23 protein-coding genes are annotated in these 20,482 nt (G+C 67.7%); 15 read left to right on the top strand and 8 right to left on the bottom strand.

Annotation, left to right across the window (positions count from 1 at the left end; translation table 11 throughout):
* The first annotated feature begins 27 nt into the window (after positions 1-27).
* The 4 genes from DT343_RS12935 to DT343_RS12920 all read left to right on the top strand — a co-directional run bounded on the left by DT343_RS12935 (position 28) and on the right by DT343_RS12920 (position 4,963).
* Positions 28-498 (top strand): DUF305 domain-containing protein, encoded by a 471-nt coding sequence (locus DT343_RS12935; protein ID WP_112863190.1) that lies wholly within the window; start codon positions 28-30, stop codon positions 496-498.
* A gap of 137 nt (positions 499-635) precedes the next feature.
* Positions 636-2,498 carry a copper resistance system multicopper oxidase gene (locus DT343_RS12930; protein WP_112863189.1) on the top strand — a complete coding sequence of 621 codons (1,863 nt, stop codon included), beginning with the start codon at positions 636-638 and terminating at the stop codon, positions 2,496-2,498.
* On the top strand, positions 2,495-4,018 hold the full coding sequence (locus DT343_RS12925) for a copper resistance protein B (protein ID WP_245159369.1): 1,524 nt from the start codon (positions 2,495-2,497) through the stop codon (positions 4,016-4,018). The genes DT343_RS12930 and DT343_RS12925 overlap by 4 nt, the downstream gene beginning before the upstream one ends.
* A 171-nt stretch (positions 4,019-4,189) precedes the next feature.
* The gene (locus tag DT343_RS12920) at positions 4,190-4,963 is read left to right on the top strand and encodes an HAD family hydrolase (RefSeq protein WP_164952667.1); all 774 of its coding nucleotides are present in this window, start codon (positions 4,190-4,192) and stop codon (positions 4,961-4,963) included.
* Between the two features lie 140 nt (positions 4,964-5,103).
* On the opposite strand, the gene DT343_RS12915 is transcribed toward DT343_RS12920, so the two are convergent.
* From DT343_RS12915 to DT343_RS12895, 5 genes are all read right to left on the bottom strand, one after another.
* Positions 5,104-5,511 carry a copper resistance CopC family protein gene (locus DT343_RS12915; protein WP_052004988.1) on the bottom strand — a complete coding sequence of 136 codons (408 nt, stop codon included), beginning with the start codon at positions 5,509-5,511 and terminating at the stop codon, positions 5,104-5,106.
* Positions 5,512-5,537: 26 nt separating this feature from the next.
* The gene (locus DT343_RS17250) at positions 5,538-5,864 is read right to left on the bottom strand and encodes a hypothetical protein (RefSeq protein ID WP_135194141.1); all 327 of its coding nucleotides are present in this window, start codon (positions 5,862-5,864) and stop codon (positions 5,538-5,540) included.
* Positions 5,865-6,040: 176 nt separating this feature from the next.
* Positions 6,041-6,619 (bottom strand): RNA polymerase sigma factor, encoded by a 579-nt coding sequence (locus tag DT343_RS12905; RefSeq protein ID WP_245159370.1) that lies wholly within the window; start codon positions 6,617-6,619, stop codon positions 6,041-6,043.
* An 8-nt stretch (positions 6,620-6,627) separates the two neighbouring features.
* Positions 6,628-7,068 carry a Spy/CpxP family protein refolding chaperone gene (locus DT343_RS12900; protein ID WP_088582505.1) on the bottom strand — a complete coding sequence of 147 codons (441 nt, stop codon included), beginning with the start codon at positions 7,066-7,068 and terminating at the stop codon, positions 6,628-6,630.
* Positions 7,065-7,346 carry a hypothetical protein gene (locus DT343_RS12895; protein WP_088582506.1) on the bottom strand — a complete coding sequence of 94 codons (282 nt, stop codon included), beginning with the start codon at positions 7,344-7,346 and terminating at the stop codon, positions 7,065-7,067. The genes DT343_RS12900 and DT343_RS12895 overlap by 4 nt, the downstream gene beginning before the upstream one ends.
* Before the next feature lie 116 nt (positions 7,347-7,462).
* Between DT343_RS12895 and DT343_RS12890 the strand changes: the two genes are divergently transcribed.
* The 6 genes from DT343_RS12890 (at position 7,463) to DT343_RS18180 (ending at position 10,686) form a co-directional block, all read left to right on the top strand.
* Positions 7,463-8,116, top strand: a complete 654-nt coding sequence (locus tag DT343_RS12890) for a DUF2231 domain-containing protein (protein ID WP_088582507.1) — start codon at positions 7,463-7,465, stop codon at positions 8,114-8,116.
* Positions 8,117-8,212: 96 nt separating this feature from the next.
* Positions 8,213-8,767: a YybH family protein gene (locus tag DT343_RS12885; RefSeq protein WP_112863188.1), complete on the top strand. Its 555-nt coding sequence runs from the start codon at positions 8,213-8,215 to the stop codon at positions 8,765-8,767.
* Positions 8,768-8,821: 54 nt separating this feature from the next.
* Positions 8,822-9,292 (top strand): DUF411 domain-containing protein, encoded by a 471-nt coding sequence (locus DT343_RS12880; protein ID WP_306418727.1) that lies wholly within the window; start codon positions 8,822-8,824, stop codon positions 9,290-9,292.
* Positions 9,293-9,305: 13 nt separating this feature from the next.
* Positions 9,306-10,028 carry a PepSY domain-containing protein gene (locus DT343_RS12875; RefSeq protein ID WP_088582510.1) on the top strand — a complete coding sequence of 241 codons (723 nt, stop codon included), beginning with the start codon at positions 9,306-9,308 and terminating at the stop codon, positions 10,026-10,028.
* Positions 10,025-10,366 carry a hypothetical protein gene (locus DT343_RS17245; RefSeq protein ID WP_088582511.1) on the top strand — a complete coding sequence of 114 codons (342 nt, stop codon included), beginning with the start codon at positions 10,025-10,027 and terminating at the stop codon, positions 10,364-10,366. Before DT343_RS12875 ends, DT343_RS17245 begins: the two co-directional genes overlap by 4 nt.
* Before the next feature lie 122 nt (positions 10,367-10,488).
* Positions 10,489-10,686: a hypothetical protein gene (locus tag DT343_RS18180; protein WP_353738806.1), complete on the top strand. Its 198-nt coding sequence runs from the start codon at positions 10,489-10,491 to the stop codon at positions 10,684-10,686.
* On the opposite strand, the gene DT343_RS12860 is transcribed toward DT343_RS18180, so the two are convergent.
* The 3 genes from DT343_RS12860 to copC all read right to left on the bottom strand — a co-directional run bounded on the left by DT343_RS12860 (position 10,649) and on the right by copC (position 13,351).
* On the bottom strand, positions 10,649-11,920 hold the full coding sequence (locus DT343_RS12860; protein ID WP_088582921.1) for a type II restriction endonuclease: 1,272 nt from the start codon (positions 11,918-11,920) through the stop codon (positions 10,649-10,651). The two genes, DT343_RS18180 and DT343_RS12860, sit on opposite strands and share 38 nt — an antisense overlap.
* A gap of 126 nt (positions 11,921-12,046) precedes the next feature.
* Positions 12,047-12,982 (bottom strand): copper homeostasis membrane protein CopD, encoded by a 936-nt coding sequence (gene copD, locus DT343_RS12855; RefSeq protein ID WP_088582512.1) that lies wholly within the window; start codon positions 12,980-12,982, stop codon positions 12,047-12,049.
* A 6-nt stretch (positions 12,983-12,988) separates the two neighbouring features.
* Positions 12,989-13,351: a copper homeostasis periplasmic binding protein CopC gene (copC, locus tag DT343_RS12850; RefSeq protein WP_088582513.1), complete on the bottom strand. Its 363-nt coding sequence runs from the start codon at positions 13,349-13,351 to the stop codon at positions 12,989-12,991.
* 172 nt (positions 13,352-13,523) lie between these two features.
* On the opposite strand from copC, the gene DT343_RS12845 reads away from it, so the two are divergent.
* From DT343_RS12845 to DT343_RS12825, 5 genes are all read left to right on the top strand, one after another.
* A complete protein-coding gene (locus DT343_RS12845) occupies positions 13,524-13,886 on the top strand; it encodes a hypothetical protein (RefSeq protein ID WP_088582514.1) in 363 nt (120 codons plus the stop codon).
* Positions 13,887-14,001: 115 nt separating this feature from the next.
* Positions 14,002-15,360: a TolC family protein gene (locus tag DT343_RS12840; RefSeq protein WP_112863186.1), complete on the top strand. Its 1,359-nt coding sequence runs from the start codon at positions 14,002-14,004 to the stop codon at positions 15,358-15,360.
* The gene (locus DT343_RS12835; protein ID WP_112863185.1) at positions 15,357-16,658 is read left to right on the top strand and encodes an efflux RND transporter periplasmic adaptor subunit; all 1,302 of its coding nucleotides are present in this window, start codon (positions 15,357-15,359) and stop codon (positions 16,656-16,658) included. The genes DT343_RS12840 and DT343_RS12835 overlap by 4 nt, the downstream gene beginning before the upstream one ends.
* The gene (locus DT343_RS12830; RefSeq protein ID WP_112863184.1) at positions 16,655-19,807 is read left to right on the top strand and encodes an efflux RND transporter permease subunit; all 3,153 of its coding nucleotides are present in this window, start codon (positions 16,655-16,657) and stop codon (positions 19,805-19,807) included. The genes DT343_RS12835 and DT343_RS12830 overlap by 4 nt, the downstream gene beginning before the upstream one ends.
* On the top strand, positions 19,804-20,214 hold the full coding sequence (locus tag DT343_RS12825) for a copper-binding protein (RefSeq protein WP_035307582.1): 411 nt from the start codon (positions 19,804-19,806) through the stop codon (positions 20,212-20,214). Before DT343_RS12830 ends, DT343_RS12825 begins: the two co-directional genes overlap by 4 nt.
* Positions 20,215-20,482: the final 268 nt, after the last annotated feature.

Below are 20,482 nucleotides of genomic sequence, written 5' to 3'. Positions count from 1 at the left end.
GATTTGCGAGTAGAGGAAGAACAATCGATGGAAAACATGAAGACCATGCACGCCATGAAGGGGAGCTACCGTTCCTTCGGCTTCGAGCTCGTCTTGGATTTCATCATCATGTACCTGGTGATGTACACGATGATCGCGTCCCTCAATCACTTCTATTTCAACCTCAACAACGTCTACATGACGCTGATGATGGTCTCGCCTATGGCGATCCTCATGCTGGTGTTCATGCGGTCGATGTATCCGTCGAAACGGACGAATCTGCTGATCGGCGGGGCTGCCGCCCTGGTGTTTGCGGTCAGCTTCTGGGGTATGCGGACCCAGGCGGCGGTGGGAGACACGGAGTTCCTGCGTTCGATGATCCCGCACCACTCCGGCGCCATCCTGATGTGCCAGCAAGCCTCGCTGACGGATCCGGAAGTGCTCGGTCTGTGCGAGGAAATCGTCCGCTCCCAGGAACAGGAGATCGCCCAGATGAAGGCTCTTCTGGCGCGGCGCTGATCCAGCGCTAGGCGACGGGAGTTTCCGGCCCGGTCGGCTCTGCGGCAGCGTGTCGCGAGGGGCGACCGGGTCGCCTGCGTAAAACCATATAGATCGTCGCCTCGCCGAGGCGCGGTTCTGACTTTAAGGAGTATCTTATGAAGCTGGATCGTCGACTGCTGCTGCGCGGCGCCGTCGCGGGCGGCGGTCTCGCCGCCTTGCAGGGCCTGATGCCCGCCTGGGCGCAGACGGGCTCGCCGGGGCTGCGGTCGGACCTGCCTACCCTGACTGGGCCGAATATCGATCTGACCATCGGTCAGACGCCCTTCACCGTGAACGGGCGCACCGCGACGGCCACGACCATCAACGGCGTGCTGCCGGCGCCGGTGTTGCGGCTGCGCGAAGGCCAGAACGTCCGTCTGGCGGTGACGAACACCCTGGACGAAGACACCTCGATCCACTGGCATGGGTTTCTTCTACCCTTCCAGATGGACGGGGTGCCCGGGATCAGCTTCCCAGGCATCAAGCCGCGCGAGACCTTCGTCTACGAGTTTCCGATCAGGCAGTCCGGCACCTTCTGGTATCACAGCCACTCCGGCCTGCAGGAGGCGCTCGGCCACTACGGGCCGATCGTCATCGATCCGGCCGGCGCCGATCCGGTCGCCTACGACCGCGAGCATGTGCTGGTCCTGTCGGACTGGAGTTTCATGCATCCGCACGAAATCCTCGACAAGCTGAAGAAGAGCCCCGGCTACTTCAACCGGCAGCGCACGACCCTGGCGGGCCTCTTCTCCGGCGAGGACCGCATGAGCCTGGAAGAACGGCGCATGTGGGGCCAGATGCGGATGGACCCGCGCGACATCCTCGACGTGAATGGGACGACCTACACCTATCTGATCAATGGACACGGCCCGCAGGAGAACTGGACCGGCCTGTTCCGACCCGGCGAACGGGTGCGACTGCGCATCATCAACGCCTCGGCCATGTCGATCTTCAACGTCCGCATCCCCGGCCTGCCGATGACGGTGGTCCAGGCCGACGGCGAGAACGTGCGTCCGGTCGAGACCGACGAGTTCCAGATCTCCGTCGCCGAGACCTATGACGTTATCGTCCGGCCGACCGAGGACCGGGCCTACACCATCGTGTCGGAAGCCATTGACCGTTCCGGCATGGGGCGGGCGACCCTTGCTCCGCGCCTGGGGATGACCGCCGAGGTTCCGCCGCTCCGCGAGGTTCCCAACCTGACCATGAAGGACATGGGCATGGGGGACATGGGCGGCATGGGCGGCATGGACCACGGCTCGATGGGGGGCCAGCCGGGCGGCGCCATGGCGGGGATGGATCATAGCGCCATGACCGGCGCCTCCGGCGGCACCATGGCCGGGATGGATCACGGCGCCATGGCGCCCCAGTCCACGGGTGCGATGACCGGGATGGACCACGGCTCCATGGCCGGCATGAACATGCGCGATCCCGCCAACGCCCCGCCGGACATGGCGGTGGGGGTCGGCGTGGACGCCATCGCCATGGCGCCGGCCAACCGCATGGGCGAGCGCCCGACGGGACTGGCCGACGTACCCCACCGCGTGCTGGTCTACACCGACCTGGTCTCGCTGACGCCCAACAAGGACCAGCGTCCCCCGTCGCGGACCATGGAGATCCACCTGACCGGCAACATGGAGCGGTTCATGTGGGGCTTCGACGGGAGGAAGTTCAGCGAACTGGTCGAGCCGATCCGCTTTGAGCGGAACGAGCGGGTGAGGGTGACCCTGGTCAACGACACCATGATGGCCCACCCCATCCATCTGCACGGCCACTTCTTCGAACTGGTGACCGGCGGACCGGCGGGCCACCAACCGCTGAAGCATACGGTCAACGTTCTCCCCGGCGGCAAGGTCACCTTTGACCTGACCGCCGACAATCCCGGGGACTGGGCCTTCCACTGTCACATGCTGATGCACATGCACGCGGGCATGTTCAACGTCGTCACCGTCCGCCCGATGTCAGGAGCCTCGTCATGATCCGTCGGTCCGTGGGTCTCGTCCCTCTGCTCCTCGCGGCCTCGGCCGGCCCGGTGTTCGCCCAGAGCCACGCCGGGCACGGCGCGGCGGCTAACGCCGTCCAGACCGCCGTCCAGCTGCCCGCCGGTTGCGTCCGGCGCGGCGCGCCGACGGCGGATCCGTCCCGCGTCGGAACGCCCGGGGCGCCGGTCTGCCCGACCGGCGCCGTGCCCGAGCGCGCGCCGGCGTCGGCGGATCCCCACGCCGGGCACGACATGTCGACGATGAGCCAGACCGCGCCCGCGCCGGCCATGCCGGCGGGACATGACATGTCGACCATGCAGAGCGGCCAACAGCCGGCCGCCGCCGGTCAGCCGGATCCCCACGCCGGGCACGACATGTCGACGATGCGGCAGACCGCGCCCGCGCCGGCCACGCCGGCGGGCCACGACATGTCGACCATGCAGAGCGGCCAGCGGCCGGCCGCCGCCGGTCAGCCGGATCCCCACGCCGGACATGACATGTCGACGATGGGCCAGACCGCGCCGGCGCCGGCCATGCCGGCGGGACATGACATGTCGACCATGCAGAGCGGCCAGCAGCCGGCCGCCGCCGCTCAGCCGGATCCCCACGCCGGGCACGACATGTCAACGATGCGGCAGACCGCGCCCGCGTCGGCCATGCCGGCGGGACATGACATGTCGACCATGGGGCAGATGCCCCCGGGTCATGACATGTCGGCCATGGCGATGCCGCCCGACGTGCCGACCAGCGCGGACAACCCGGGACGCCCTCCGGAAATGCCCCTTCCGCCCGGGGCGACCAGCGGCCCCGCTCACGCCGCCGATACCCTGTTCGATCCCGCGGAGATGGCGGCGGCCCGCGAACAGCTTCGCGTCGAGAATGGCGACGTGCGGACCACCGCGGTGATCATCGACCAGCTCGAAGCGAGTTTCGGAGACGGCGAAGAAGGCTACGCGCTGGACGCGCAGGGCTGGACCGGCGGCGACATCAACCGCTTCTGGTGGAAGTCGGAAGTCGAGGGCGACTTCGACGGCGAGGTCGAGGAAGCCGAGGTCCAAGCCCTTTACAGCCGGGCGTTCCGGCCCTTCTTCGACTTCCAGACCGGCCTGCGGCAGACCTACCGGCCCGAGGGCGACCGGACCGATCTGGTCGTCGGCATTCAGGGTCTGGCGCCCTACTGGTTCGAGGTCGATGCGGCGGCCTTCCTGTCCAACAAGGGCGAACTGACGGCGAGGGCGGAGGCCGAATATGATCAGCGGATCACCAATCGCTGGATCGTGCAGCCCCGGGCCGAGGTGGTGCTGTCGGCGGAGGACATCCCCGAACTCCGGATCGGGTCCGGCCTGTCGACGCTCCAGATCGGGGCCCGCTTGCGCTACGAGTTCCGCAAGGAATTCGCACCCTATGTCGGCGTCGAATGGACCAAGAGCTTCGGCAATACGGCGGACTTCCTGGAAGCTGACGGGCGAAGCTCGGAAGACACCCGGCTGGTCGTCGGCATTCGGGCGTGGTTCTAGCGAAGCGGCGGCGGGTCTTGTCTTGACGCCGGCGCCCCCACAGGCACGCAACGGGTCGGTTGTCAGGACGCCCCCGCCGGGGCCAGGGCCTCGCTACAGCCTGTGCCTTGCGCCGGCCGGTGACCGGCCCGGTGTTGTCCAATGACAGCGGGGCGGCGGATCCGGGCCGTCGTGATCGATCTGGATGACACCCTGCTCTCAGCCTATCGCCGCCCTGATCTGGCGTGGCGCAGCGTCTGTCAGGTATACCAGACCGAGCTTGGCGACCTCGCTCCGGACGTTGCAGCGCGCGCCCTGACGGAGGCGGGGCGGGCCTTCTGGAGCGATCCGGACAGCCACGCCGTGGGCCGCGCAGACCCGAAGCAGGCCCGGCGCGTCATCGCAGCCAAAGCCTTCGAGGCCTTGCGGCGCGACAGTAGTCCAACGGTATCTCCCGAGATCGCAGAGCGCATCGCCGACGCCTTCAGCCTCCATCGCGACCGGCAGATGCGGCTCGAACCCAAGGCGGACGCCGTGTTGGTCCAACTGCGGGACGCTGGATACCGGCTCGCGCTGCTCACCAACGGCGCCGGTCCACTGCAGCGCGCCAAGATCGAGCGTTTCGGTCTGGCTTCGCGTTTCCATCATATCCAGATTGAAGGCGAGGTCGGCGTTGGCAAGCCCGATCCGGGCGCGTTCAGGCGAGTGTTTGCCGCCTTGAACGTCGATCCGCCCGAGGTCTGTGTCGTCGGAGACAGTCTGGAATGGGACATTCGCCCGGCCAAGGCGCTGGGCTGTTTCACCATTCTGTACGACCCGGAGGCTGGCCAAGCTGTAGGACGCGGTTTCGGCGACGCCCACGTTGTGACCCGGACATTGGCGAGCTTGGCGCCCCACCTTCAGGAGCGTAGTTCGCCCCCCGGCCGGATGGATCGCGCCGGCCGGCGATCACGGCGCGCCGACTGAGCCCAGGGCTGAAAGACCATCGCGAGGGGTCAGCCGGGGAGCCGACCGCTGATCGACGACGGAAAAACGCCGCGCGGCAGGTCGCGCGGCGTTCCTTCCACATCCGGCTTCGGCCCCTCAGGAGGCGGGAGGCCGATCCCTCAGTGAACCATGAAACGGACGAGGCCGTTCATCTGGTGGCCGTCGGCGCCCTTCGCGGCCCAGGCGGCGGAATAGGATCCGGGGGCCAGGATGGGGAGGGGCGCGCTGACCGTGGTGACCGGCGCCGCGTCGTCGACCACAGCCACGTCGATGGACCGGGCGTCAGGGCCCGTCAGCCTGAGAGAGGTCAGGGTCATGGCGTGCGGGAACGTCGCCGAGAAGGTCGTCGGCGCGACCGCTAGCATGGCGTTGTCCGCGGGCGCGGTGACGACGCCGTTGGCGGGGGCCTGCATGGCGGCGTGATCCTGCGCCGACATGCCCGCGTGCGAATGGCTCTGGGCCTGGGCGAGGGAGACGGGAGCCAGCGCCGCCAGAGCGGCCAGGCTGGTGAGGATTGAACGGTTCATGAGAGACTTCCTGATGCTTACGTGGACTACTGGTTGGGCGGCATGGTCATGCCGTCCATCTTCGACATGTCATGGCCGGCCATCGGATCGGCCGGCGGCGGCGTCGGGGCGGGTGCTGGCGCCGGCGCGGGGCGGGTCGGTCGGGGCGTCGAGGCCCGGGGGGACGGCGCCGGGGCTGATGCGGCGGCCTGCGGCTGCGGGGTCGGCTCGGGCGTGGCGACCGGCGCGGCCTCCATCGGGGTCGTCGCCGAGGCGCCCGGCGCCGTCTGGGCCTCGACCGGTTGAGGGTCGGCGGCCGGCTGGCAGGCGCCCAAGGTGATCGCCGCTGCGGCGGCTAGGATCGGGACTCTCATGTGACAAGCTCCTGAAAGAAAAGGGCGATGATCGGGTCGATTTCCCGCGACGCCCTCATACTAGAATACGCGGACGGGCGCCGCATCCCTCGCCGCCTGGAGGTCGATCGACGGAGCGCCGCTGCGGCCCGAGCGGGGCTAAGGCGCGACGAAGGTTCCGAGGACCCTCGAGCTGATCACTCAAGAGCGGCCCGGACAGCGGGCGTGTCGTCCAGCGCCTCGGACAGCTTGCGACGAGCCCGCGCCACGCGGGTCTCCACGGTCTTGATGGAGACACCCAGCATCCCGGCCGTTTCCGCCTGACTGCGCCCCTCGATCGCCGTCAGCAGAAGCGGAGCCTTGAGGTGCGGCGGCAGATGGCTCACAGCCTCGTTCAACCGCGCCAGCCTTGCGCTGGCATCCATCCGGTCATCCACCGCCTCGGCCCCGTCCGGCACGGACATGGCTTCCGGCGACGACAGGTCGACGCCGCCCCGGATGAGCCGCCGAACGAAGCGGCGACGGCTCCAGTCCCGGCATTTATTGAGTGCGATGGTCCGGATCCAGGCCTCGAAGGGTCGGACCGGGTCGTAGCGGCGAATGTTGATCCAGGCCGCCGCATAGGTGTCCTGCAACAGGTCCCAGGCGTCCTGTTCATCGCCGACATAGCGCCGGACGAAACGGAACAGAGAAGTCTTGGTCTGCCGCATCAACTCGCTGAAGGCCGCCCGGTCCCCGCCGGCGGCGCGGGCTGACAGGTCGTTGGGGCTGTCCACGCGGAACGCTAGCCTTCGTCGGGCGCGAGGGCCTCGACGATACGGTCGTCGAATACCTCGGCCTGGGCCGGCGTCAGAACGGACCGCATCTCGAAGACGTGGGCGATCGTCTCCTTCTGCAAGGCGCCCATGGCGACGTGGAAATGGTCCACCGCCGCCTGGACCTGGGGACCGTCGCCGTCGCTCCGTGCGATCGCGCGCGCCAGTTCCTGATTGGCCGCGCGGACGTCCGCTTCGAGCGCGGGCCGGCGCGCGGCGAACCGGGCTTCGACTGCGTCGATGCGGGTCAGCTGGTCGGGCGAGAGCTTCAGGTCGTGGTGCACGATGTCGTGCAGGGATGGCGGTTCGCGCCGGCTCAGCACCCAGCTGGCGCTGATCCAAGTGCCCGCGCCGCTGGCGACCGCCGCCAGGACGGCCGTCAGGGCGATGGCCTGCCAGCCGCGCTTCATCGGCCGGTTTCCAGTCTCACCAGAGGCGACAGGCCCGCGTCGACCGTGAAAATGGCCATCTCCCCGGCCGGTCTGGGGGCGGCGACCGCGCCGACGCCGCCTGCCGTCAGGCCGGTGACCAGGGCCATGGCGACGGCCCCCAAACGCAGTTGCGACGCGAGCCTTTCGCCGCGAAGCGCGTCGACCCGGCTCCAGACGAGCGGTTCGAGCCCGTCGAGCGACCGGCCCAAGGGCGTCGCCGCCGATCCGGCCAAAAGATCATCCAAATTACGCGCCATCGAACACTCTCCTTGCGCCCCTAATCCCTACTACGCCGAAACAAGCCAAATCCCTCAAACGAGGGGACGGCCTCCCCGGTGCGTAGTTAGCAGAAGGGACGGGATGGGAGAGAACAATGTCGATACGCAAACTTCTGTCGGGGATCGCCCTGGTGGTGGCGCTGTCTGTCAGCGCGCCCGCGTTCGCGCACGAGGATCATGACAAGCAGGCCGCGGCCCGTGCCCAGGCCGCCGCGCCGGCGGGCGCCGTGCCAGAAGGCGGCGTGATGGCCATGCCGGGGATGGCTATGGACATGGACCACGGGGCCATGACGGCGGACGAGGGTCCCAAGCCAATGCCCCAGCGCCTGTATCGCTGGCTCGGCGCCATGCATCCCGCCGCCGTCCATTTCCCGATCGCGCTGTTCCTCGTCGCCGCGCTCCTCGAGATCGCCGCCCTGACGCTGCGTCGGCCGGTCCTGACCCAGGGCACGCGGGTGATCATCGCCCTGGCGGCGATCTCCGCGGTCGCCGCGGTGGCGCTGGGATGGTTCGCTATGGGGCTGCCCGGGAAGGACGATGTGACTCACCTCTACCATCGGTGGCTCGGCACCTCGATCGCCGCGCTCGGTCTGCTGAGCTGGTGGGCGAAGGAACAATGGGTCCGCCGGCCGGGGCGCGGGCGCGAGCTGATCTACATCGGTCTTTTGACCGTGACCGCCGCCGCCGTGGTGGTCAACGGCCTGCTGGGCGGGATGCTGACCCATGGCATGAGGCATCTGATGTTCTGACGGCCTTGGGGTCCGTCGTCGCCCGAACGCCTCGTTCTTCATCTACTTCGCCGGACCGGGTTCTACTGCGGCCGCGGCAAACCAGGAGACTGCACCATGATGTTCCGTTCAGCACTCGCCGGATCGGCGGTCGCCGCCCTCCTCGCGACCTCCGGCCAAGCGCAAGCTCAATCACAGGCGCCGGCCCGCTCCCACGCCCCCGGCTCGGCCCATACGCCAGGCTCGGCGCACGCCCCCGGCGATGCGCAATCCGCTGACGAGGCCCAGGTCCGAGCGGTCGTCACCGCCTACAAGGACGCCATCGAGCGGATGGACGTGTCGCAGACGCCGGCCCTGTTCTGGACCGACTCGGAGACCTTCGAGAACGGCGGCGTGGAGGGATCGTTCGCCTATTATCTGGAGCACCATCTCGGGCCCGAATTCGCCGATCTGGCCGGCTTCGACTTCCGCAACCACGAAATGAAAGTCGAGGTTGACGGCGACACCGCCTTCGTGAGCGAGACCTACACCTTCCACATCACCTTCAAGGACGGAGCCCGGGCCCCCATAGAGCGCCGCGGCGCCGCCACGAGCGTCCTGCGCAAGCGGGGTGACGAGTGGAGGTTCGACGTCTATCACTCCTCGGCCCGGCCCTTCCGCCCCGCCGCCTGATCGCGGCGGCGACCGTCATCGGCGGCCTCCAGATATCGCTCGCCAGAGGGACCCATGAGATCGATGCCCACCCTTTCACGCCGTGCGTTTCTGGCCGCGGGGGCCGGCTCCGTCGCCGTCGCGGCCTGCGCTCCGGGCGCCCGTTCATCGACCGAGCTCGCGGTCTACAAGACCCCGACCTGCGCCTGTTGCACGGCCTGGGTGGATCACATGCGCGCCGCCGGCTTCAAGGCGCGGGTCAACGAACTCCCGAGCCTTCGCTCTATACGCAGCACCCAAGGCGTGCCCGAGGCGCTCGCCTCCTGCCACACGGCCATGATCGGCGGCTATGTCCTCGAGGGCCATGTGCCGGCCGAGGATGTCCGCAAGCTTCTGGCCGAACGTCCCGAGGCCGTGGGCCTCGCAGTGCCGGCGATGCCGCTGGGGTCTCCCGGCATGGAGACGCCAGACGGCCAACGTGAGCCCTATGAGACCCTGCTGATCCTCAAGGGCGGCGGTACGCGCGTCTTCGCGCGTCACGGCTAGGCGAGGCCCAGGGATGAAGGTTCTCAAGCTCTCCACCCAGCTGCACAAATGGATTGCGCTCGTCGTCGGCCTTCAGGTCCTGTTCTGGGTCGGCGGCGGTCTGGTGATGACGGCCATTCCGATCGAGACGGTGCGCGGCGAACATCGGGCGGTTGACCTCAAGCCGAGCCCGCTGGAGCTCGGCGCGCTTCCGGCACTGAGCGAGATCGCGCGCCGAGCGGGCGTCGCGCCTGTCCAGGCGGAGCTTCACACGACGCCGCGGGGGGCGGCCTGGACCTTGAAGCCGGCGTCGGGCGAGCCAGTCGTCGTGTCCGCCGCGACCGGCCGGCCGTTCGGACCGATGTCGGCCGCCGACGCCTCGGCCTTCGCCAAGGGCGCGTACAAGGGCGAGGCGCGGGTTTCCGGCGCGGTTCTTCTGGCGACGGCGCCCGAGGAGACGGGACGCACCGGACCGCTGTGGCGGGTAGACTTCGCCGACCGCGAAAAGACGGCCTTCTACCTGTCGCCAGCGACAGGCGAAGTGGTGACGCGCCGCTCGGGCGTGTGGCGGATCTTCGACTTCTTCTGGCGACTGCACGTCATGGACTGGAACGACGGCGAGGACTTCAATCACCCCCTGATCATCATCACTACCGCCTTGACCCTGAGCATTGTGATTTCGGGCTTCATCCTGCTGTGGATACGGATCTCCCGCGACCTGAAAATGGCGCGTGCGGTTCGCAAGCGGGAGCCATGAGGCAGGCGACGGCTCGATCACAGGAAGCTCTGCCAAGAGACAACGACCGGACTTCACCACCGCGTCTCGCCGCCCTGACCACCGCCTGGCCGCCGCACATCCTGCGGCAAGAGGACGTCGCGGCCAACGGGGCCGAAATGTTCGCCACGACCCACGGCGGTTTCGAGCGGCTGGCGCCTATCTATCGAAACGCCTTGATCGACACACGGCATTCGTGCGTCCCAATGGACTGGTATCTGCAGCCGCACAGCTTCGCGGAGCGGAACGACCTGTTCCTGGAACACGCAGTCGCCCTGATGGCCGAGAGCACGACGAGCGCGCTGGAGCAAGCGGGGTGATCGCGACCTTGGCCGGTTTTGGACCACTCGGATCATCACCTGCCCGGCGCGCCGCTAGTCCGATCCGGCCCTTCCGGGTCATTCGTCATCCCAACTACTGGATCGCATCTCTTGAGATCGCCATGTTGCCGCTGGTTTTCGGCCAGGTCTGGATAGCAGTGGTGTTCACCGCGCTTAATGCCATGCTGATCACCTGGCGGGTGCGGCTGGAGGATCGCGCTCTTGCCTATCAGGCCTGTGAGCCAGAACGACCTGGATGCGAGGCGGGCCAGTCACCGACGATCAGGTCACGCGGTGCGAAATCTCGGTCAGAGCCCTGAGACCGGTTCCGAAGCGGGCGATTGATGCCCGGTGCCGTTCCAGTTCTCCGTAGGGCAGATAGCGCACATTGAGATCGGCGATCCGGCTGAAGGCCGGACGTTGCAACTGCGCCCGCACATCGTTTTCGCGGCTGTCGGGAGCGACCAGGAAAAGGCCGGCGGAGATGTTTAGTTCGCCTGACAGGGCGAGGTCCAGCATTCGCACGACACCGGAGTAGATCGTGGTGGAATGCTCGACCTCGAAGGCGGCCGCCACGCGGTCCGCGTCTCCCTCCAGCCAGAGTACGTCGATCAGCCGGATGGACTCGGCGCCTGGACCGTTCGCCAGCGACGGCGGTAGTTGTTCTAGGCAGCCCTCGCTCAGGCGTGCGCCCTCGTGCTGGCGCCCGCGGTCATTGGACGCGATCCAGACCCTGTAGCCCAGCGCGCGACCCAGATCACGGACCCAGGCCTGGATCTCTGTGTGGGTCCGGTCCGTCTCGCCCTGCTGGAGCGCGGTCTTCTCGAACTTGACCGCTTCGGCGCGCGCTTCGGCCAGCCGCGCGTCCCAGCCGCTGGCGGACAGACTCTCGTCGTCCAGGGGCGGCGCGGGATAACGGCCGGAGCCCACGTCGAACAGGAAGCCCGCGATCGCCCCGAGATCGTTGGACAGAAGATCGCTGTAGCGAGCGTTGAGGGCCAAAATTCCTTGCCGCATCGCAAGGTAGTGCTCCCAGCTCCCGAGCTTGACCTTTGATCCGGTGATCGCGTTGTAGCCGTTGACGATCGCGGTATTGAACGGCGAAACGTGGGTGGGATGGAGAAAATAGATCAGGTTGGCCACTGCAGGCCCGAGTCCCTTGATTCGGAGTTGGTCGATCGTGCGGATGCCCGCGAGAATTTCCGTTGCTGTCGAACAACAGCTGCAGTGATGCAGGAGCCGGCCGAAAGCGCGTTGATTGGCCGGGTTTTCGTAGATGTCCGGGATGCGAAGTTTGGGCTTCCAGAGGAAGGCATGGTCCGCGCCCTTGAAAATCTGCCGTTGTTCGGCCACCGAATGAACGATCGTCTCCAGCGACGACCCGCGATAGGCCACGCCGAACCGGCCTGCTTCGATCTCCTTGACGACCTGGCCGATGCCGCGACGGATGGAGCGGAAATTCTTCAGACGCTCGTCCCACAAGAACCAGGTCTGGTAGGTCGCAGCCGGGTCGCGCCGCCACTGTTCAATAAGATCACGAACTCGATCTGACACGGCGCGCCCCCTCAATTCTTGAGCAGTCTAGGCGGGTCCAGGTCGCTGGGCCAACGGCCATTCGCAGCCGGTCCCAAGAGCGCGTGCGACGCACCTGGCTCCAGCGCGTTCGGCGCGCGCCAACGGCTACATCGCCATTTCCATGGCCGAGACCGGAGCCAGGGTTCCCATGATGGACACCAGGGCCAGCAGCCCCAGGGCGAGGAGGGTCTCCATCACCAAGCTGCGTTTCAGCCGTGAAATGGCGGGGCCAAGATACTCGGGATCGTCCAGGGCGCTGCCGAGGTGGGGCGTCAGATAAAAGCGGTTCGCGGCCGCCAGAACCAGCATGAGCGCGAAGAGCACGAGCTTGCCCGTCAACAGCAGACCGTAGGGCGTGCTCAAGAGGCCAGCGATACGATCGGGTCCGACCATGAACCAGCTGTTCACCAGTCCGCTCAGAACCAGGACGGCGACCGATGCGGATCCGACGCCGGCGAATCCGTGAAGGGCTCGATAGAGGATCCTATCGCCATCGACCGTTTCTGACCGCCGCCGCAACGTCAGGATCAGCAAGGCCGCGAGCGCGCCGAGCCACACCGCCGCCGCCCAGCTGTGCAGGATCGCGGCCGTCAGATGAACATAGCGCCCCGCGCCTTCGGTGGCCGCGCCGTGTCCCGTCCAGGCGAAGCTGGCGCCGACGATAAGACCGGCGACAGCGACGAATTTCCACAGGCCGCGGGACGGCTTGTCTTGAATGAGCGCAAGAAGCGCGAGCAACGCGGCCAGCGTCCGGACGAGAAAGGCGGGTCCGAGGCTCGTGCCCGTGAGCATGAAGCCGAGCGTCGCCGGCTTGAGACCTTCAGTCAGCGAGCCCGCCATCACAGCGGTCTGGGCCGCGAAGGCGGCGGCGGAGCCTATGGCGACCACGGCCGCCGCGCTGACCAGCAAGGATCTCGTCCAGCCGAGGGCCACCGCGTCCGACCCGCGCAACCCGTAGAGGAGGAACAGCGGCGTCCCGAGCAGGACGACCGCGCCGCCGTACTGCGCGAGCCGGAGCAGGATGACCAGAACGTCGAGCACGATGGGTCAGCGTACCGTGAAGGCGATGGCGCCGGTCATACGGTGGCCGTCGGCGGAGGCGGCATGCCAGTTGAGGCTGTAGGCGCCGGCCGCGAGCGGTCGCGCCGTCCGTCCCGAAACGGTCATGCCGTCATCGGAGACGGTGGTCGCGACCGGGAATTTGGCACCGGCGGCGTTCACGACCTCGAGGCCCGAGAAAGCGGGAACGACGCGTTCGCTGAAGGTGACCGTCAGCGAACGCGGCGAGGCGATGCTCGCGCTCGCCGCCGGGTTGGAGGCGACGACGCGCGCGTGGGCGGCAGCCTGCGTCGCCCCCAACAGCAGGGCGCCGACGGCGCCGACGACGGAAAGGATTTTGCGAGTGGTCATAGGGAGGCTCCGAAACCAGAGGGGTTCAATGAGTTATACGGGCGCCGGGGTTGAATCCCTCGTTCGAACTGCGGGCGGGCGCGCGCTGATCCGGAGCATTGCGTTGCGCGCGCCCGACGCCAGCCCGTCGGTCGCTTGACACGGCCGGCCGACGGGCGTGGGATGAACGCGCATGTGGAACCTCGTCCGCACCCTTCTGTTCGCCCTGGCGGTGGCCGGCTTCGTCGGCCAGTCGTCCGCGCACGCCACGCCGTTCCAGGTATTCGAAGCGACGGGCGGCATGGCGGACATGGATTGCGCCGAGATGATGGTGATGGCGGACGGGCCTTCCGGCGGCGCTACTAGCCCTTGCGACGAGATGACGCCCGACTGCATCGCCAAGATGGGCTGCGCCGCCGTCGCGGCGCCCATGCCGCCGGCGCCGACCGTTCAACGGCCTTCGGCTCCGCGGGGACTCCGGTTCGCAGCCGTCGATGTCGTGCGAGAGGGCGCAGGCCCGCTTCCACTGAAGAATCCGCCGAAACGGCTGGCTTAGAACGCTTTCGCTGAACGGTAGGCCGTGCGCGACGTTACGCCGCGGTAACCGATCGATCTGAGCCCTTCGCCGGTGTCCTGCCCTCACGGCGGGTCCGATGGTTTCGAGGAATTTCATGACCATTCGTTTGAGGACGGCGACACGCGCGTCTGCTTGTCAGCCGCCCCGTGTCCGCCTGCCGCGCGTCACGACGCGGCGAGCCGAGGCTTCGGCGCCCACCCGGTGCCGTGAGCTAACCGCAAGCTGGGCGATCCTTCCCGCTTCCGTTCTGCTCCTGAGCGTCTGGACCGCGCCGGCCCAGGCTGACCCCCAGACGTTCGACGAGGCCCTGGCCCGCGCGGCGTTCAGCGCACCCAGTCTGCGCGCCAGCGCATTGGGTGTCGACGCCGCTCGTGCGGCCGTTCCGGCAGCGGGGCTTCTGCCGGACCCCCGGCTCTCCGTCGGTCTCGACGGATATCCGGTGACCGGGCCGTTCGCGGGGCAATTCGATGAAGACTTCACCATGCTCAGGATCGGCGTCGAGCAGGAGGTGCCCAGCCGCGCGCGTCGTCGCGCCGAGCGAGACATCGCCGAGGCGGCGATCGGCGTCGCCGGCGCTGAGGAGTCCGTCGCGCGACGAGAGGTCCGGGTCGCCGTGGGCCTTGCGTGGATCGACCTGTTCTATGCCGAACGCCGCTTTGCGGCGTTGGAAGAGCTGCTGGCGACGTTGCAACCCCTGTGGGACGCCGCCCCGGCCGGAGTCGCGTCCGGCGCCTATCGGCCCGCCAACGCTCTCGGGCCCGTTCAGCTCAAAGCCGATCTTGACGATCGCCGCAGCAGTCTCGCCGCCGACATCGAGAAGGCGCGAGCCGAACTCGCCCGGTGGACGGGCGACGCCGATCCCGAGACGGTTGGCCCGCCGCCGCAGGACGATCTCGACCTGACCGCCTTGCGGAACGGCATCGCCCAGCTGCCGACCGTGCGGGCCTATGGAGCCGCCGCGCGCCGCGCCGAAGCCGAGGTCGACCTGGCCCGCGCCGGACGTCGCCCGGACTGGTCGTTCCAAGCCAGCTACGCCCGCCGCGATGAGCGGTTCGGCGATCTGTTCTCCGTCGGAGCGAGCGTGCGGCTGCCGATCTTTCCGGGGCAGAGGCAGGATCCCGTCATCGCCGCGCGCGCCGCTGATGCGCTGCGGGTCACCGCCGAGCGTGAGGACGCTGAGCGCGTGTTGACCGCGTCGCTGCGAAGCGCCCTGGCCGAATACGCGACCGCTCACGATCAATGGGTCCGGTCGCGCGACGTCGTTCTGCCCAGTGTCCTTCAGCGTTCCGATCTCGAAACCGCGAGCTATGCGGCGGGTCGGGCGGGCATCGTTGAAGTTCTCGAAGCCTTCACCGCCGTGGCCAACGCCCGGCTCGACACGCTCGATCGCGAGGCCGCCGTGATGCGTCAAGTGGTCGAGATCACTCTCACCTATGGGAACGACGACCGATGAACGCCCTTCGCAACAAACGCCTGGGCATCGCCATGGGCGCGCTTCTTTTGGTCGGGGTCGGCGTCGGGGCCGGCATCGTCGTCGCTCCGCGGCTGGATGGGGCCGGCGGTGAGACCGCCGAGGGGGGAGGGGAGCGCGAGATCCTCTATTGGTACGATCCCATGGTTCCAAACGAACGCTACCCGGGGCCGGGGAAGTCGTCCATGAACATGGAGACCATCCCCAAATATGCCGATGAGGGGGGAACGACCGCCACCCCCGGCGTTCGAATCGATCCGGCGCTGGCCCAGAATTTGGGGGTCCGGTATGCCACGGCTCGCCGTGGCGACCTTGAGGGCGATCTGAGCGCCACGGCGGTGGTCGATTACAATGAACGCGACATCGCCGTGGTCCAGTCGCGGGCCGACGGCTTCGTGCAGCGAGTCTACAACCGCGCGCCGGGCGATGTCATCGCTGCGGGCGCGCCTCTGGTCGATTTGCTCATCCCGACCTGGGGCGGCGCCCAGACGGAATATCTGGCCGTACGGCGCACCGGCAACACGCCCCTGATCCAGGCGGCGCGGCAGCGACTGGTGCTGATGGGCATGTCCGAGAGCCTGATCGCCTCGGTGGAGCGCAGCGGGCGGGCGCGAAACACGATCACGATCTCAACGCCCACTGGCGGCGTGATCAAGACCCTGGGCGTGCGCGCCGGCATGAGCGTGACCCAAGGCATGACCTTGGCCGAGATCAACGGCCTGGCCACCGTCTGGGTCAATGCCGCCATCCCGGAGGCGCTGGGGAGCCGGCTAAGGGTCGGACAGTCCGTCGAGGTGGCTTTGACCGCGTTCCCGGGAGAGCGGTTCACGGGTCGTCTGACCGCCCTGTTGCCGGAACTCGTCGGCGACAGCCGCACGGTCACGGGACGGATCGAAATGGCCAATCGCGGGGGCCGTTTGCGCCCCGGCATGTTCGGCCGGATCACCTTCGGCGGCGGTTCGACGACGGCGTTGCTCGTGCCGACCGAGGCGGTGATCCGAACGGGTGAACGGGACATTGTCATGCTCGCCCGGCCGGAAGGCCGGTATCAACCGGCCGAGGTCCGTGTCGGGCGAGAAGCCGGGGGGCAAACCGAGATCCTCGCCGGTCTCAGGGAAGGCGAACGGATCGTCGCGTCGGGGCAGTTCCTGATCGATTCCGAAGCCAGCCTGTCAGGCGTAACGGCGCGGCCGATCGGCCCGACGTCCCGGCCCGCCACCGCCGCCCCAACGGGCGCATCCATGGCCGCGCCCGCCTCGCGCGGGAGGTCGAGCCAATGATCGCCGCGGTCATTCGCGCCTCGGTCAAGGGGCGCTTCCTCGTCCTTATGGCCGCCGTCGCCCTGCTCGCCGCCGGCCTGTTCGCGGTTCGCAGCACGCCGGTCGACGCCTTGCCGGACCTGTCGGACGTGCAGGTCATCATTCGCACCAGCTACCCGGGGCAGGCGCCCCAGATCGTCGAGAACCAGGTCACCTATCCTCTGGCGACCACCATGCTGTCCGTACCCGGCGCGCGAACGGTTCGAGGCTATTCCTTCTTCGGCGACAGCTTCGTCTATGTGCTGTTCGAAGATGGGACGGACCTCTACTGGGCGCGTTCCCGGGTCCTCGAATACCTCAGCCAGGTGCAGGCGCGGCTTCCCGCGACCGCCCAACCGGCACTTGGTCCGGACGCCACCGGCGTAGGCTGGGTCTATGAATACGCCCTGGTCGATCGCACAGGCCGCAACGATCTGGCGCAATTGCGAAGCCTGCAGGATTGGTTCCTCCGCTACGAGCTGAAGACCGTGCCGGGGGTCGCCGAGGTCGCCAGCCTGGGCGGCATGGTGCGGCAATACCAGGTGGTGCTCGACCCCGTCAGGCTCGCGTCCTACGGCGTCACCCATCAGGCGGTGGTGGACGCTCTCCAGCGCGCCAACGGCGAGACGGGCGGCTCGGTGCTCCAGCTCGCCGAAGCCGAATACATGATCCGCGCCAACGGCTATCTGACCGAGCTCGACGACTTCCGGGCCGTGCCGCTCCGCACGGCGGCTGGAGGCGTGCCGATCAGCCTCGGGGATGTCGCGACCATCCAGATCGGCCCGGAGATGAGACGCGGCATAGCCGAGCTCAACGGCGAAGGCGAGGTCGCGGGCGGCGTCGTCATCCTTCGATCCGGCGCAAACGCCCGCGCCACGATCGCGGCCGTGACCGAGAAACTCGAGACGCTCAAAGCCGGACTGCCCCCGGGAGTCGAAGTGGTGACGACCTACGATCGCTCGCAGCTCATCGACCGGGCGATCGACAATCTGAGCGGCAAGCTGATCGAGGAGTTCATAGTCGTCGCCCTGGTCTGCGGCCTGTTCCTCTGGCACGCCCGGTCGGCGCTGGTCGCCATCCTGACCCTGCCGCTGGGCGTCCTGGCGGCCTTCCTGATCATGAATCTTCAGGGCGTGAACGCCAACATCATGTCGCTGGGCGGCATCGCCATCGCCATCGGCGCCATGGTGGATGCGGCGGTGGTCATGATCGAGAACGCCCACAAACACATCGAACGATGGGAACACGATCACCCGGATGAAAAGCTGGCGGGCGAAGATCGCTGGAAGGTCATCACCGAGGCGGCCGTGGAGGTCGGCCCCGCGCTGTTCCTGAGCCTGCTGATCATCACCCTGTCGTTCATCCCGGTGTTCAGCCTGCAGGCCCAGGAGGGCCGGCTGTTCGCGCCCCTAGCCTTTACCAAGAGCTATGCGATGGCGGCGGCGGCGATCCTGTCCATCACTCTCGTGCCGGTTCTGATGGGCTATCTGATCCGCGGACGGATCCCGGCCGAACAGAGCAATCCGATCAATCGCTGGCTCACGCGCATCTATCGCGGGCCATTGGACTGGGTGCTGCATCATCCCAGAAAGACCTTGGTGGCAGCCTTGCTGATCTTCGCCACCACCGCCTGGCCTCTTAGCCAGCTCGGCGGCGAATTCATGCCGGCGATGGACGAGGGCGACCTGCTGTATATGCCTTCGGCCCAGCCGGGTCTCTCCCCGGCCAAGGCCGCGGAACTGCTGCAACAGACGGACCGGATGATCCGCACCGTGCCCGAAGTGGCGACCGTGTTCGGCAAGGCGGGCCGGGCGGAAACCGCCACGGATCCGGCTCCGCTGGAGATGTTCGAGACCACCATCCAGTTCAAGCCGCGCGATGAATGGCGGCCGGGCATGACCCCGGAAAAACTGATCGAAGAACTCGATCGCGCGGTTCAGGTCCCCGGACTGTCCAACGTCTGGGTCCCTCCCATCCGAAATCGCATCGACATGCTGGCGACGGGCATCAAGAGCCCCGTCGGCGTCAAGGTGTCCGGCTCTGACCTGGCCGCGATGGACCGTATCGCGGCCCAGGTGGCCGATGTCGCCAGGACCGTACCGGGCGTGACCTCCGCCTTGGCCGAACGCCTGACCGGCGGGCGTTATGTCGACATCGACATCGACCGGCGCGCGGCGGCCCGCTACGGCCTGAACATCGCCGATGTCCAATCGATCGTATCGGGCGCCGTGGGCGGCGAGACGATCGGACAGACGGTGGAGGGGCTCGCCCGCTATCCGATCAGCGTCCGTTACCCGAGAGAATTGCGCGACAGTCTGGAGCAACTGCGCGCCCTGCCGATGCTGACGCCGTCGGGCCAGCAGATCACCCTTGGCACGGTCACCAATATCCAGATCGCGGACGGCCCGCCGATGCTCAAGTCCGAGAACGGCAGGCTGACCACCTGGGTCTATGTCGACACTCGGGGGCGCGACCTCGCGTCTGTCGTCGCCGATCTGCGTCAGGCGGTCGCCAGCGAGGTGGATCTCGCGCCGGGCGTCAGCATCGCCTACTCCGGCCAGTTCGAATATCTGGAACGGGCGGCCGAGCGGCTAAAGATCGTGGTTCCGGCCACGCTCGTGATCATCTTCATCCTGCTCTATCTGACCTTCGGGCGCTTCGACGAAGCCCTCCTCATCATGGGCACCCTGCCATTCGCCCTGACCGGCGGCTTCTGGTTGCTCTATCTGATGGGCTTCGATCAGTCGGTCGCGACCGGGGTTGGCTTCATCGCCCTCGCTGGCCTGTCGGCGGAGTTCGGCGTCGTGATGCTGATCTATCTCAAACATGCGCTGAAGGATCGAGGACCTGATCCCGACCGGGAGCAGGTCGAGGAGGCCGTTCGCGAGGGCGCCCTTCTGCGGGTCCGGCCCAAGGCGATGACGGTCGCCGTGATCTTGGGCGGTCTGTTCCCGATCCTGATCGGCCACGGCGCGGGGTCGGAGATCATGACCCGGATCGCGGCGCCAGTCATTGGCGGCATGATCACCGCGCCCCTCCTGTCGATGCTCGTCATCCCAGCCGGCTATCTCCTCCTGAGACGCCGGAAATCACGTCCCACCCAAACCCCCACCCAAGGAGCTACCCTATGAAAAACCTGTTCGTGAAGTCGGCCAGGCTCGCCCTCGGCCTGAGCCTGTCAGCCGGGGCGGTCATTGCCCTGGCGGCCTGCAGTCAGCAGCCGGCGACGGAGACGGAAACCCCAGCCGCCACCGGTTCCGCCGTTGCCCCCGCGGCGCCGGCGGAGATGGACGCCATGTCGTCGGCGGCCGGAGAGGAGTCCGCGACCGCGCGCGGGGTGATTTCGGCCATCGACGCGGAGGGCGGCAAGATCACGATCGAGCACGAGCCGATCGCCAGTCTGGAATGGCCCGCGATGACCATGGGCTTCGCGGCGTCACCCGCCCTGATTGACCAGGCGAAGGTCGGCGACCGGGTCGAGTTTGATCTGGTCGTTACAGGCAGCGCGGGCGAAGTGAAGGCGATTCGGCCGCAGTAATCCCCTGCTGCCGGACTGTCGTCGCACGGGGCGGCGGCGTCCGGGTTGACGACGCGGCGGGGAACCTTTGGCTTCTCCGCCGCGTCGAGCCTTTATGGGTTCAGCAGACGGCTTCAAAGCGGCGTGAAGATGGACAGTGCCGACTGTCCGAGTTGTTTCGGTCCGAACCCGAATGGGCTTCGAGGCGGCGCTCGGCGCGGGGATGTCGTGCGAACAAGCCGAACCGTGGACTGAGGGACCGCAGCGTTGGAACTCGCCTTGGAGTACC

This window comes from Brevundimonas vesicularis (assembly GCF_900445985.1).
Classification (GTDB): domain Bacteria; phylum Pseudomonadota; class Alphaproteobacteria; order Caulobacterales; family Caulobacteraceae; genus Brevundimonas; species Brevundimonas vesicularis_D.
The sequence above is the reverse complement of the archived record's forward strand: the minus strand, read 5'-3'. Positions and strand labels throughout refer to the sequence as shown.

What these genes read in the sequence shown, in the direction of transcription:
- DT343_RS17250 (WP_135194141.1), bottom strand. Translation starts at nt 5,864, where the DNA reads ATGAGAGTCCCGATCCTAGCCGCCGCAGCGGCGATCACCTTGGGCGCC.
- copC (WP_088582513.1), bottom strand. Translation starts at nt 13,351, where the DNA reads ATGACCACTCGCAAAATCCTTTCCGTCGTCGGCGCCGTCGGCGCCCTG.
- DT343_RS18180 (WP_353738806.1), top strand. Translation starts at nt 10,489, where the DNA reads ATGTTGCCGCTGGTTTTCGGCCAGGTCTGGATAGCAGTGGTGTTCACC.
- DT343_RS12835 (WP_112863185.1), top strand. Translation starts at nt 15,357, where the DNA reads ATGAACGCCCTTCGCAACAAACGCCTGGGCATCGCCATGGGCGCGCTT.
- DT343_RS12935 (WP_112863190.1), top strand. Translation starts at nt 28, where the DNA reads ATGGAAAACATGAAGACCATGCACGCCATGAAGGGGAGCTACCGTTCC.
- DT343_RS12885 (WP_112863188.1), top strand. Translation starts at nt 8,213, where the DNA reads ATGATGTTCCGTTCAGCACTCGCCGGATCGGCGGTCGCCGCCCTCCTC.
- DT343_RS12830 (WP_112863184.1), top strand. Translation starts at nt 16,655, where the DNA reads ATGATCGCCGCGGTCATTCGCGCCTCGGTCAAGGGGCGCTTCCTCGTC.
- DT343_RS12930 (WP_112863189.1), top strand. Translation starts at nt 636, where the DNA reads ATGAAGCTGGATCGTCGACTGCTGCTGCGCGGCGCCGTCGCGGGCGGC.
- DT343_RS12875 (WP_088582510.1), top strand. Translation starts at nt 9,306, where the DNA reads ATGAAGGTTCTCAAGCTCTCCACCCAGCTGCACAAATGGATTGCGCTC.
- DT343_RS12900 (WP_088582505.1), bottom strand. Translation starts at nt 7,068, where the DNA reads ATGAAGCGCGGCTGGCAGGCCATCGCCCTGACGGCCGTCCTGGCGGCG.
- DT343_RS12825 (WP_035307582.1), top strand. Translation starts at nt 19,804, where the DNA reads ATGAAAAACCTGTTCGTGAAGTCGGCCAGGCTCGCCCTCGGCCTGAGC.
- DT343_RS12895 (WP_088582506.1), bottom strand. Translation starts at nt 7,346, where the DNA reads ATGGCGCGTAATTTGGATGATCTTTTGGCCGGATCGGCGGCGACGCCC.
- DT343_RS12840 (WP_112863186.1), top strand. Translation starts at nt 14,002, where the DNA reads ATGACCATTCGTTTGAGGACGGCGACACGCGCGTCTGCTTGTCAGCCG.
- DT343_RS12925 (WP_245159369.1), top strand. Translation starts at nt 2,495, where the DNA reads ATGATCCGTCGGTCCGTGGGTCTCGTCCCTCTGCTCCTCGCGGCCTCG.
- DT343_RS12880 (WP_306418727.1), top strand. Translation starts at nt 8,822, where the DNA reads ATGAGATCGATGCCCACCCTTTCACGCCGTGCGTTTCTGGCCGCGGGG.
- DT343_RS12890 (WP_088582507.1), top strand. Translation starts at nt 7,463, where the DNA reads ATGTCGATACGCAAACTTCTGTCGGGGATCGCCCTGGTGGTGGCGCTG.
- DT343_RS12845 (WP_088582514.1), top strand. Translation starts at nt 13,524, where the DNA reads ATGTGGAACCTCGTCCGCACCCTTCTGTTCGCCCTGGCGGTGGCCGGC.
- DT343_RS12915 (WP_052004988.1), bottom strand. Translation starts at nt 5,511, where the DNA reads ATGAACCGTTCAATCCTCACCAGCCTGGCCGCTCTGGCGGCGCTGGCT.
- DT343_RS17245 (WP_088582511.1), top strand. Translation starts at nt 10,025, where the DNA reads ATGAGGCAGGCGACGGCTCGATCACAGGAAGCTCTGCCAAGAGACAAC.